The organism is Candidatus Woesearchaeota archaeon, from assembly GCA_030651135.1.
Taxonomy (GTDB): domain Archaea; phylum Nanobdellota; class Nanobdellia; order Woesearchaeales; family JACPBO01; genus JACPBO01.
In genome coordinates, this window is record JAUSCS010000006.1 from 1 (window position 1) to 12,585 (window position 12,585).

The 12,585-nt window shown below is 37.1% G+C and carries 9 protein-coding genes and 1 pseudogene; 2 read left to right on the plus strand and 8 right to left on the minus strand.

The window, feature by feature from the left end:
- The 3 genes from Q7J54_00330 to Q7J54_00340 form a co-directional block, all read right to left on the minus strand.
- Nucleotides 1-150, minus strand: a 150-nt coding sequence (locus Q7J54_00330) for a type II toxin-antitoxin system HicB family antitoxin (protein MDO8740005.1), incomplete at its 3' end; no start/stop codon positions are given.
- An 86-nt stretch (nt 151-236) separates the two neighbouring features.
- Nucleotides 237-629 (minus strand): type II toxin-antitoxin system VapC family toxin, encoded by a 393-nt coding sequence (locus tag Q7J54_00335; GenBank protein ID MDO8740006.1) that lies wholly within the window; start codon nt 627-629, stop codon nt 237-239.
- On the minus strand, nt 630-860 hold the full coding sequence (locus Q7J54_00340) for a DUF104 domain-containing protein (protein MDO8740007.1): 231 nt from the start codon (nt 858-860) through the stop codon (nt 630-632). It abuts the gene before it with no gap.
- A gap of 505 nt (nt 861-1,365) precedes the next feature.
- On the opposite strand from Q7J54_00340, the pseudogene Q7J54_00345 reads away from it, so the two are divergent.
- Both Q7J54_00345 and Q7J54_00350 read left to right on the plus strand, forming a co-directional pair.
- A pseudogene (locus Q7J54_00345) lies at nt 1,366-1,542 on the plus strand (type II secretion system protein).
- Between the two features lie 567 nt (nt 1,543-2,109).
- Entirely contained in the window at nt 2,110-5,253 is a 3,144-nt protein-coding gene (locus Q7J54_00350; protein MDO8740008.1) for a myxococcus cysteine-rich repeat containing protein, read from the plus strand.
- A gap of 250 nt (nt 5,254-5,503) precedes the next feature.
- Here the strand turns inward: Q7J54_00350 and Q7J54_00355 are convergent, their stop codons facing one another.
- From Q7J54_00355 to Q7J54_00375, 5 genes are all read right to left on the minus strand, one after another.
- Nucleotides 5,504-6,868: an ATP-binding protein gene (locus Q7J54_00355; GenBank protein MDO8740009.1), complete on the minus strand. Its 1,365-nt coding sequence runs from the start codon at nt 6,866-6,868 to the stop codon at nt 5,504-5,506.
- 410 nt (nt 6,869-7,278) lie between these two features.
- Nucleotides 7,279-8,781: a hypothetical protein gene (locus Q7J54_00360; GenBank protein ID MDO8740010.1), complete on the minus strand. Its 1,503-nt coding sequence runs from the start codon at nt 8,779-8,781 to the stop codon at nt 7,279-7,281.
- Nucleotides 8,782-8,789: 8 nt separating this feature from the next.
- Complete coding sequence (locus tag Q7J54_00365) at nt 8,790-9,527, minus strand: ATPase domain-containing protein (protein ID MDO8740011.1); 738 nt, start codon at nt 9,525-9,527, stop codon at nt 8,790-8,792.
- Between the two features lie 9 nt (nt 9,528-9,536).
- The gene (locus Q7J54_00370) at nt 9,537-9,905 is read right to left on the minus strand and encodes a hypothetical protein (protein ID MDO8740012.1); all 369 of its coding nucleotides are present in this window, start codon (nt 9,903-9,905) and stop codon (nt 9,537-9,539) included.
- A gap of 77 nt (nt 9,906-9,982) precedes the next feature.
- The gene (locus tag Q7J54_00375; protein ID MDO8740013.1) at nt 9,983-12,412 is read right to left on the minus strand and encodes a C1 family peptidase; all 2,430 of its coding nucleotides are present in this window, start codon (nt 12,410-12,412) and stop codon (nt 9,983-9,985) included.
- Between the last annotated feature and the right edge of the window lie 173 nt (nt 12,413-12,585).

Consider the following 12,585-nt stretch of genomic DNA (forward strand, 5'->3'; position numbering starts at 1 on the left):
TAATTCAATTGCTTCTTTTATATTTTTCAGCAATTCATCTAGGGTTTTGCCTTGTGTATGGCATCCGCGAAGAGCAGGCACGCTGCCTACATAATATCCGTCCTCGTCTTTTTCTATTACTACAGTAAAATTATGTATTTGCTTTTTCATAACATGCAGTGAGCTATTCTCACATTTAAACCTTTGTAAAGCTCTCCTTGAACCTGCAGAACTTCAAAATATAGCTTAAGAATGCATTACCAAAGTATTATTTTCAAACCTTCAATGTTTTCGAAATGTTCTTTATTCTTTGTTATAAGTGCTTCTCCATTTTTTAAGGTTATTGTTGCAATGAAAACATCAATTATACCAATCATTTTTCCTGTCTCAATCAAATCAGCGGAAATTTTTCCAGAAGTCTGCGGATAGTGGTCGAGGTAAGACAAAATTTCTATGTCCTTTATAAGCTCATCAACCTGTTTCATATTCTGCTCTGGTTTACTTGATCTGCAAACACCTTCTATTAGCTCATGTATATTAAAAACAGTTGTCCTTAAAGGCTCATCAGGGCCTATTTCTTCAAATTTTTTGACAGCATCTTTATTTTTTCTTAATATGCCCACAAGAAAATCTGTATCTAAAACTGCCATCTAAATACCGACCTTTCTTCCAATGTCTTTGTGCCTTCTTTTCAGGATGTCATTAAATATGCCATCCATCTCTTTTACATTTTCCCAAGCCCCAATTAACTTTCTCATAAATGATTTATTTTTGGTATGGTCATGTATCATAACTGTGACTTTCGTATTTTCCTCTAGCTTGATATCGTTCATGGGTAGTATTTTTCCGTTTTTATATATTCCTTCAATTTCAGTTGCCATTTTCATTCACCTTATATTTAGCAAGCAGTTTTACTATTTAAACCTTTCCATATTCACTTTATAGTTACAAAAATAGTAAAGCTTAAATATTGAAGCGGCTATCTGATGTTCTATGGCTTTGGATGCTGATATTTCAAAAGAATATGCCAGAAAAGGCTTTTATGACAGCGGAAGCTTCAGCTTGTCAACAGGCAGAAGCTTAATGCAGGATTTAGGCTATAAGCTGAGAAGCGGCTTAGAGAGATCAGTTTCCGGCGTTAACGGATTTTTTGATGGCTTAGCAGATAAAATAACTTATCAAAATTCTCAGCTTGCTTATGCATCTGATTCTGGAATGCTTCCTGATGACATCTACAATGGCGTTGTTTCAAGATTTGGAAGAGTGGGAAGGACTACATTAAAATCTTTGAAAGAGAAAGGATTAAATCTAATGCAGGCTGCTTATGACGGCGTTAAAAATATTGGCGAAAGATCTGTCAATTTATATGAAAGCGCAAAAACAGCACTGGCTGGATCATTTAAAAAGAATACCGGCAAGAAAGGAAAGGATGCATTTACATTGATTGAGCTGCTGGTTGTGATTTCGATTATTGCAATTTTAGCTGGGATATTGCTGCCTTCTTTAAAAGGTGCAAGAGATAAAGCAAAAGGGGTAGTCTGCATAAACAATCTACAAAACATCTACAAAGGCGTAGTAATGTATTATCAGGATTGGGATAAAATACCGCAATATGGGTCATCCTCTGTTGCAGTACAAATAATTAAAGGAGCAACCGATGCTCCACTCGCTTTAGGATTATTAGTAAATGATTATGGCATTAAACCAAAAACACTCGGATCTCCAGAGAATAGCGTTAGAACGCAAGATAAAGTAGAAGCTGACTGGAATACAGGAGGAATAGCTGTTTATAGTGCCTATTTATATGGTAGTATTTCAAGAGGAGCAAACTCAAAATTAGACCAGAATCAGGCTACACCGGCAATACTTGTTGATGATAATAACCTTAATGATGGCGGCATATCAAATAACGGAGAAAAAAACCATATCTGTTTTTTTGATGGAAGTATAGCAATAAAAAACAATACTAATGGAAGATTTGATCATACTACTACAGCTACAAGCAGAGAAACAGTAATGTTAAATGCAGATATGGAATATGGGAAATAATTAAACTTCTTTTAATTATTTTAAAAACCAAAGATTTATATATGAAGTATTACTTTTATTAAAAAAAATACTAGTAATACTATGACATTAACTGTAAAGGATGTTGACAAGGAAACATGGAGAAGATTTGCAGCATACTGTAAGCTAAAAAACACGAAAGTAGGCAAAGAGCTGACCGATCTCTTAAGTAAATATCTTGAATCTAATTTTAACAAACTATTAAAAAATAAAAAAGCCCAATTAGGCCATTTATCCATTATCCTCGCCGGCTTTCTCATTGTTTTTATGGTTGGGTTGTTAGTTTTTCAAAAATCAACTATAACGGGATTAGCCATTTTCTCTGATTGTGGTGGTACTAATGGTTCTGGGTATTATGATTTAAATGGGAACCTAAATTGTGATGGTAGCGGGTATACTGCAATAACCTTCAATAAAAATGATACTGAACTTAATTGTATGGGATATACTATAACAGGTGATGGTGCCGGCGGTCTTGACACTATTGTTATAAACTCTGTTAATAGCAACTTCACAATAAGAAACTGCACTTTAACAAGTGGAAGATATAACTTAAGACTTATGTCATCCGACAATATAATAATCAGGGATTCCAGTATAACCAGCGGCTCAACCAAAGACATCAACGTAACAAACTCCATCAACAACACCTTCCTCAATGTAACCTTCTCAACTGTAACTGTTGGATCAAACTCCAACTTCTCACGACAGTGGTATCTCGAAATCCAATCCAATTGGTCAAATGGAACTGTGATCCCTTATGCTAATGTCACAGCATTCAATTCAACATCCGGCACAGTGTCAACTATGAACTTTACAGGAACAGCAAATGCAACTGGATTTTTAAGATTAAATGTAACGGAGTACATCAATAATGGCGGAACGTTCATAAATTATTCCGGCTATAATGTATCTGCAACAGACGGAACAAATACAAATAGTTCTGGAGCAATAATAAATATGTCAACAAACAGATTAGTGAACATTGTTGTAGGCGTTCCAGCTGCCGCTTCAAACACCCCTCCAGCAACTCCTCTCCTTGCTTATCCTTTGAATAATTCCCAGATCAACAACACGCAGCTGATAAACTTCACATTCAATGTTACAGACGCTGAAAACTCGACATTGAACTGCTCATTGTTCATAGACAGCGCTTATAACGCATCAAACACAACAACCTTGAACAACACAATGACAAACTTCACAATAAGCTTGTCTTATGGCTACCATAATTACAGCATCAACTGCTCTGACTCGCAGTACATAAATTCATCCCAGGCTTATTACTTCTCAATAAATGACACAATTGCGCCGTCATGGAGCAATAATTTAACAAATGCCACTTTATTAAAAACAAACCAGACAGTTTACTTCAGCATAAATGTCAGCGACAATCTTGCATTGAATTACTCAATTTTCAGCTTTGACAACGGAACAGGCGCATTAGTAAATGAAACAGCAATTCCATTAAATCTTACCGCTTCGATAAAAATAAACATAACAAAGCAGATCACAGCAGCAAAAGGGCAGAATATAAGCTGGACATGGTATGCCAATGATTCTTCTAATAATTGGAACCAAACAACTGTATGGAACTTAACAATACAAAACACTGCGCCAACACATTCTACTCCATTACTTAACTCTTCAATGAAATTAAACAAAACAAATGAAACTTTGCAATGCTTCAATCAAACAACGAATGATGTTGATGCTGACGCAATAACAAACAAAATAAGATGGCTGAATAATTCAGCTGCAATTGCATCATTGGAAAATTTAACTTCAATAGGCCATGGCAATACAACAAAAGGCCAGAACTGGACTTGCGAAGTTACGCCTTATGATGGAACTGATTATGGGACTGCATTAAATTCATCAATATTGACAATAGCAAACGCAGCCCCAATCCTCAATGCATCAATTCCAGACAAATCATGGAGCGAAGCAGGTGCTGTGACAATCAATCTTTCGCTTTATTTCAAAGATATAGACAATGATGATATGAACTATAGTTCAACAACGCCTTCAGATATTTCAGTATCAATAGATCAAACAACAAATATTGCAACATTAACAGCAATTGGCAGATGGTATGGCGAGGAATTTATAACATTCAATGCAACAGACAGCTCATTAAATGCAACGAGCAATAATGCAACATTAAATGTTGCAAATGCAATAAGATGCGGCGATGGAAACAAAGAAGGATCTGAGGAATGCGATGACAGCAATACAAACAGCGGAGACGGCTGCTCTGCATCATGCGCAGCAGAAAGTGGCGGAGGCGGAGGGTCAGGAGGAGGCGGAACAACAACGCAGCCAAAACAAGAAAAAACACAAACACCGCCAACAGAGCAGCCTCAAACTCCAACATTGGAGCAGCCAAAGCCAATAGAGCAGCCAGCAGAAACAATAGAGCAGCCTTCAGATGAGCAGGCAAAGGACTTTATTGAAGAAATAATAAAGATAACAGATCCATCTATGGCATTGGAATTAGTGTCAGAGAAAACAAATGAAATAATCAACAAATACTTTGAAACAAGCAGGAATGTAAAGATAAACAGGACATTCGAGTACAACGAAACAGAAAATTCAACGATAATAAGGCTGAGGATAACGCCAGAAAAAAAGCTTTACAATTTCAGCCTGTATGAAAAGATACCGAAATGCATTGCCTTGCTGATAAAGGCAGGCATAAAGCCGAAAGGCATAGAATTCTACAATTCTGATTACGAGGTAATAAACGAAGATCCTCTCATAATGTGGCATTTTGACGTATTAGAAGAGCCAACAGAAATCGGCTACAAAGTCGATAAAAAACTGCTGGAAGACTGCGAAAAGCTGCTAATTGCATTAGGCATAGCTGAAAAAATAGAAGGCGTAACAGAAGAAAAGCCAGCGCAGATAAAAAAGCCGAATCTTTTCGCAAACATGATGGTTGGCTTAAAGACAAAAGAAGGGCAAATATCATTAATAAAAACCTCATCTCCGATATTGGTTGTTTTATTGCTCATTTATGCAATTATTTTCTTCAGCAAATTCCAGCCCGCTCCGGAGCATCATGTAAAGAAGCTCGCAGAATGGATCAAAAAGGCCCATGAAAAAGGATTGGCGCCAAAGCATACAAGAAAAATCCTCAAAAAAGCAGGCTGGCCTTCGCATACAATACATCATGCGCACATTCATGCGAAAAGGAAAAATTAAACGCAATCAATTGCTTTATCAGTTCGCTTTGCATCTTTTACCTTTCTTGCTGTTTCCTCTTTCCAAAATCATTATGCTTTAAATAAAATGTCAAAAATTTTCCACTAATCTCGGATTTGTGGCAGAAAGCCAGCCTCATTTTTTGATGCAGAAAATTTTTGAGCATGCTCAAAAACCACTTGATACTGTGAACAATAATCACATTCCACCATCCTATGGGGGTGGTTTTTGACAAGTTGTTGTTCCCATCTTATTTTTTAAGCGATTTTTCAATGTCCTTTAAGTCAAAACAATGGACTTTTTTACCTTCAAATTCATTGATTTTTTTCTTGAAAGATTTGGCAAAAACCGCAAAACTCTCTTTTCTGTTTTCGCCATTCCAGTCTGCATATTTTGCCTTTTCATTTAATTCTTTGAAAACATCATGAACATTTACGTCGTCTTTCCACTTGCATTCTGCAAATAAAATTTCTTTTGTTTGCTCATTTAAGGCAACAACATCTATTTCTTTGTCTTTCCACCACCATCTGCCGCTATGCTCATAACCCCTGAAAAAAGATAGAAAATTTTCTCTAACAAAGACCTCAAACCTTCTTCCAAAATAATCATTTAAATCTTTTTTGATTAGCTTATAGTATCCCCTCTCTATGTTTTCTCTGTTTTTATGGACAAAATTAAACCAGAAATCAAAAAAGTTATCGCTTATATAATAAACTCCTTTCTTCCTATCGCCAAGGATTGAGGTTTCTCTTGCAACAAAACCATAGCCGATTAAAAGCTCGAGATAAGGGTATATTTCCCTGGCGTTTATGCCTACAAAATTAGCTATTTCTGTTGGTTTTGAATTGCCGTATGCAATCGCATTCAAAATGGAGAAATATGTTCTGATTTCTTTAAACTCCTGAGAGAGCAGATAGAATGGTTCCCTGTAAAAGTAGCCCTCTGGCTTAAAGAACTCATTCAGAATAAATTCTTCATATGATTTATGTTTTGAGGCGACATTAAGATATTCCGGAATGCCATTTAAAGTGCATATGGTTTTGATCGAATCCTCAAAATCGAAAGGCAGAAACTCCATGCAATATCTTGCTGGAATTGGCTTTAGCAATAAGTCCCTTGTCCGCCTTCCGTAAAGCGGAGAAGAATGGGACAGCACTTCTTGGCTCATGAGCCCATAGATGGATCCACTTACAATAAAGAAAACATTGGAGTTTCTTATGAAGTCATCTATAAATTTTTGAAGAACACTGGTTATTGAATGGTCATTTTTTATCAGATAAGAAAATTCATCTATCCAGATGTAAATTCTCTTTTTCTTATCCAAAACTTTTGAAAGATAGGAAAAAAGCGAGCCCCAATCCAAAATATCTTGTTTTAGCAGAAAATCATCGTGTAGATAAGAAGCAAGAATACTCTTGAATTCGTTGATTTGAATTCTTTTGTTTGTATCTTCAGCTGTATACCTGGCTCCATCCTTATTTTGAAGAAAGTTGTCCAGTAATCTGGTCTTGCCTATCCTTCTTCTGCCAAAAACCACAATAAATGCATTTTCCTGGCTATTCCAGTCTTTCTCAAGTACTCTTGTTTCGTCTATTCTGTCAATGAACCTAATCATGATTAGTACTAATCCTAATTAGTATATAAAGCTTTCGATTTTGAACGTAGTGAGAAACCGAAAGCTAGGAATGAAGCAAAGCGAAATGAGTATGCTTTCGGTTTTTTAGAGGTCGAAAGCCTCGCCTCACAAAACCTGTCCTGCCACCATAACAATTGCCTTATTAATTCTCTTTGCATCTTGAATCAGCCCGTAATCTGACGTCAACACGTTATTGTGTCAAAAACCACCCATCATAGATGGGTGGCATGTAGCTACGTTCCATCGCATCGGGTGGTTTTTGAGCATGCTCAGAATTTTCCACATACAAAAAAGGTTGGCTTTCTGCCACCAGTCAAAGACTGGATGGAAAATTCTGACATTTTTAATAACACCTGTTATTACCTAGGATAACGCTGCTTAAATGTTTGTCAAACAAATTCTCTCAGTATGTGCTCCTTCACTATCTCGTACACAAACATTGCGTATCCTGCGATGTAGAATATCGTTGTAAGCATCATGAAGATAAGCAGGTAAGCTGAAATGAAGAAATGATGAGCAAGAAGCAGGCTGGTTATTGCTTGTATGTAATAGTTGAACATGTTCGCAAAGAAAAACCATATATAGTAGCCGAAGAATCCAAAACCTATTAAAACGCATACAACAAAAACCTTTTTTCTGGCTCCTTTATTAATGGCTAATAAATAAACAGTTAGCCCGGCAATGATCGAAATAATTGCAACAATAAAAACAGAAAGCTGGTGATTTAAAACTTTATTTATCAAAAAGCTGCTCTCTGTTATTCCCCTCGTCATTATATCTGCCCCTGTAATCCCTTCTTTCATCATTATGCTCTGGGGAATGCTCCTTATGCTGAACAAGGGCATCAAAATAAAGGACACAAGCGATGAACAGATTATGCCAAGCACAACCCTGTTCACATGAAGCTCTTTTTTATTGAACATCTTATACCACACAAATGCAGGCATCAGAAGGAAGAAGACAATTGCAATTATATTGAGCAGATAAATTATAAATACAGAAATGTTATTGAGCAGAACAGCACCCATATCATTCATCATGAGGCTGAATATCGAACTATGCCCTGCTCCAAGCTTCGCAAGAAACATCTCGTCCTTTATTCCGAAAATATAAGGCACAACAAAATTCCCAAAATCTGTGAGAAGATGCAATGCAAGTAATCCGCCAACCCCTAAAAAAACACCCCTTTTGTAATGAAATAAGCTGACAAATCCCTTGTACAGCTTGTCTCCGAAGTCGCCGGCTTTGAAAATAAGATGCTCTGCTGAAAACTTTTCGTAATGCCGCATTACAATGAAGAGATATGCTGCAATTCCAATAATTATTATCGGCGAATCAAGCAAAAACACGAGCCACCCCTCCAGCAGATTGAAAATAGTGACAAAAAATCCGCTCAGCACAAGCAGCACAATAAAAGCTCTTGTGACTTCATGAATTCCGCTTCTCTTGCCATCTTCTTCTATAACATCCATGAAGCTCGGCTTCCTGATTTCAAGCTTAAATGCCGCATATAAAGAGACAGCAATCAGCAGAATTCCTCCGGAGTAAATGCCAAAATTATCAAAGGCAGCAGAATTTGCAGCCATTGCGCTCAACACATTGTTAAAAAAATAGCTTCCTTCTGCAGCTACAGCTGCGTATGCTGTGAAATCTTTCATCACAAATAAAAAATAAGCAGCTATTATTGCAGCATCGGCAATTCTTTTCCTGCTTCCGAAAATGATTTTTGTAAAGCTTGCCTTGTACAGTATATAGCCCAATGCAGCCCATGATATTATCTTCTGCAGAACATCAAGATCTCCTTTCAGCAGCCTGAAAGCATCAAGAATGTTGAGGGCAATAATCAGTACAAGAATTATTTCTTCAACTCTATGGCTTATTTTTTCATCCATATTAGAAGCTAGCCCTTCACGATAATGCCTGATTTTGTTATGAGCATTGGACTCTCGCCCTGCCTGTGCGCTGTTCTTCTCATCTTCAAAATTTCAACAGAGCGGTTGCACTTCTTAGATTCTTCAATGATGTCTAAAACAATTACAGAATCACATACAAACTCCTCAACATTGAACCTGCTCACCCTTTTTAATTCCCTGTTTTCCGGGTCTCTCACTTCTCCGACTATCTCTGATGTTATTATTGCTGTGCACTCGAGCTTTTTCAGCTGCATGGAAAGCGAATAAAGGGCCTTTCTTATCTCGTATTCATTTCCGAATGCCATTCCAAATGCAGATGTGCTGTCTATCACAACCCGTTTCGCATTAATCCTCTGCACTTCGCTTATCAGCCTTGTCTGAAAATCCTCAAGCTCATAAGGATAGTAATAAAGAAAAGCGCATGATCCGTCCTCTTCGCATTTGGTAAAATTCCAGCCGAAGTTTTCAGCATCGCCTTTCAGATCTTCAAGATCCTCTTCAAAAGAAATAAACAATCCTTTTTCCCCTCTTTTTATCCCTTCGTGAAGAAACTGCATACCGAAAATTGTTTTTCCTGTTCCGGCCCCTCCTGTAACAAGGTTTATGCTTCTAGGCAGCAATCCGCCTTCGCAAAGCCTGTCAAATCCTGGAATGCCGGATGTTATTCTTCTATTGTTCTGCAGGGATTTTCCAGCTGTTTTCAGATTTTTTCTTTTTTTAGCCATTTAATCTCCTTATTTTTCAGATGCAATATCCAAAAATGACTTCAATGCGACAATAAATCCGCCGGATGCTATGAACACAGTCAAATTCTGCAGCATCTTGCTTAATGCATCATTAAAAACAGGCACTTTCTCGAGCATAGTATTAAAGCTTGAAAATATAACTATCATCGTTATTGTTGCAACCAGGTAAAGCATCTTCTCTTTGTCTGTTATATTCAGCAGACCAACAACAAGCCCGAGAATTGCTATAATTATCACTTCAATTGCAGCATATTCTACAGGAAGATTGAATGCTCCCATTACAATTGCGATTACCGCTCCCACCAGGAAAGAAGCAATACCTATCTTCTCCAAAAAAGTCCCCTTTGCCTTCGCCATTTTTCACCTCTGATTATCATTTCCTAACTTGTATCTTCCTATATTTAAACATTTCTTTCCTTGCAAGGTTTTAATGCCTAGCATCTGCTTACACACTTGCCTTGGGCATTAATCTTATCATTAGCAGAATTACAACAAGCAGTTTTTCCAGAATTAGTACAATCACCAGTAACATAATATTCATTAGCATCATCGCCACAACATTCAGTTGCTGCGCCCGTGCTGTATTCGCCAAATGCAGCAGTTTCGCCACCTTTAACCCATCTTAGTTTACAATCCTTGCACGCAGTTCCATCATAATCACAATCAAACCACCAGTTTGTCACCCATTCACAGTCAGCAATATTGTCATTTCCCCCAGGGTTGAATCCTGACAAAGATTGATGATTGGAATAGCACTTACCATCCAATCCCACACACTCAGATGCGCTACTGCAACAAGCAGTTATATCGCTTTTATCGCTCCATGCCACATCATAGGAATTTCCTGTCTGGCGCCCGTTTACATAATTGAGATATTTATTAGCATTGCCTTCGCAGCACTTTGCTAATGTGCTAGTGCATTCGCCACGAGAATTGACCAGGTCTTTAGGCGAGTCGCAGCAAGCGCTTTTTCCGCTCACGCCAGGGCAATTTGCAGTAACATAATATTCATTAGCATCATCCCCGCAGCACTCTGTTGATGTAGCTGTGTCATATTCACCAAATACCTTCTTTTCCCCGCTTTTAACCCATTTTAATTTGCAATCTTTGCAAGAAGTTCCATCATAATCACAATCAAACCACCAGTTAGTCACCCATTCGCAGTCAGCAATATTGTCATTCCCCCCAGAGTTGAATCCTGGCGAGGATTGATGATTGGAATAGCACTTTCCGTCCAATCCCACACACTCAGCTGTGCTACTGCAACAAGCAGTTATATCGCTTCTATCGCTCCATGCTACAGAATAATAATTTGTATCCTGCCTACCATTTAAATAGTTAAAAACATAATTGGAAGAGCAGATGGAGACGCAGATTCCATTGCTGCATGTATATCCAGAAGCACAAATTGGAGTATTTATTACAGAACCCCACTCTAAGCAGGAATCGCTGTCATAATTACCACATGTTTGATAGCCACTTCCTGAACATTGTTTTGCTCCTGAAGTTGTGCATTCATTAGTGCATGAAGCAACACATGCTCCATTGCTGCATGTGTATCCTGAAGCGCAATTTGTTACAGAACTCCACTCATAACAAGAATTACTATCATAATCCCCGCATGTTTGATATCCGGTTGTACCATAACATTGTTTAGTTCCTGATGTGCACTGATTTGTACACTGCGATAGACCCACAGAAGTAATAGCATAAATAAATCTGGAGTCTATTCCTGCTTCTCCCGCATATATTCTAAAAAAACCATCTTCCCCCCAATAAGTCCCCCAGGAATTTTTAGCAATCCAGTATGTTTTTCCATTTGAAGTGCCATAACCAACAATAACAACAACATGGTTACCTTCATAATCACCAGAAGTGTATTTATATATCCCATCACTATAAAAATAAAAATCATAATAGATATACATTCCAGTTACCAAAGGACCTTTTTCTGTTAGCGCCTGTTTTATTGCTTCGGTATTACTTAATGATACAGAACTATAAGAAATTCCGGACACCCCATTTTCCAGGTTTATACATGAATTTGAACAACTTTGGTCTGTTGCAGTGTAAGGAAAACATGATTCAGTCTTGCTTCCATCATCCTCGATATATTCTAAAGATTCACTTGCATAACCACCATCAACACAATTTCCGGCCCCGCTGCACGAAACTAAATCTTGCTCAGATAAATCAATATTAAGAGCAGGATTATCATCATAAATTCTTGCAGCTGCTTCAACAGCCCCAACAGTAGCAAATGCCCAACAACTTCCGCAAGATCCCTGGTCTTTAACAGAAGTAACATAATTTTTTCCATTATAATTTCTCCAATCAAAAGAATCTGGAGGACTTGAAGAAGTGCTTGAATAAACTTTTGTCTCTTTTGGTTTTGCTTCTTCATCATTAGACCCTAAGTGCTGTTTTTTCATTTCATCTGGCATAAGCATTATAGAATTATAATTTGCATTCCATGTTTCTGAATTTTCATTTATTTCATCCACTTCTTGGTCTATTTCTTCAGGTATTTCATATTTCTCCAGTAAAGACTTAAATTTTTGCTGCGCAGACTCTAAAGCTGCTTTTTGGGCAGATGTAATTTCTATTTTTTGATTTTCATATTGTTTAATTAATCTTTTCTGCTCTATAATATCTTTCCTTGCTTTCGCTAATTCTTTTATATCCTCTTTTGGTAATTTAGATATCTTCTCTTGGTATATCTTTTTGTAGGATTCGGAAGAGAAAGTATTGTCAAATTGAGTTCCTTTAGAAACAGCAGCCTCTCCTGTTTTTTTACAACCGGCTAAAACAAACATTAAGACCAGTAAAAAAATAACTCCAAACAACAACATCTTTTTAGCCATTTTTTCACTTTTTTTGATGAATGTCCTTTTTTAATTATCGTCATATTTAAAACTTGTTGTTTTGCCTGCCGTAGAGCAATATTCTCTCAGGAATCAATATATTATAAAAAATGTACTTCTGTTTATATCATAAACCAATAGACCAGAATATTTGATTTTTGTTTATATTATAA

What these genes read in the sequence shown, in the direction of transcription:
- Q7J54_00335 (MDO8740006.1), bottom strand. Translation starts at nt 629, where the DNA reads ATGGCAGTTTTAGATACAGATTTTCTTGTGGGCATATTAAGAAAAAAT.
- Q7J54_00340 (MDO8740007.1), bottom strand. Translation starts at nt 860, where the DNA reads ATGGCAACTGAAATTGAAGGAATATATAAAAACGGAAAAATACTACCC.
- Q7J54_00350 (MDO8740008.1), top strand. Translation starts at nt 2,110, where the DNA reads ATGACATTAACTGTAAAGGATGTTGACAAGGAAACATGGAGAAGATTT.
- Q7J54_00355 (MDO8740009.1), bottom strand. Translation starts at nt 6,868, where the DNA reads ATGATTAGGTTCATTGACAGAATAGACGAAACAAGAGTACTTGAGAAA.
- Q7J54_00360 (MDO8740010.1), bottom strand. Translation starts at nt 8,781, where the DNA reads ATGGATGAAAAAATAAGCCATAGAGTTGAAGAAATAATTCTTGTACTG.
- Q7J54_00365 (MDO8740011.1), bottom strand. Translation starts at nt 9,527, where the DNA reads ATGGCTAAAAAAAGAAAAAATCTGAAAACAGCTGGAAAATCCCTGCAG.
- Q7J54_00370 (MDO8740012.1), bottom strand. Translation starts at nt 9,905, where the DNA reads ATGGCGAAGGCAAAGGGGACTTTTTTGGAGAAGATAGGTATTGCTTCT.
- Q7J54_00375 (MDO8740013.1), bottom strand. Translation starts at nt 12,412, where the DNA reads ATGGCTAAAAAGATGTTGTTGTTTGGAGTTATTTTTTTACTGGTCTTA.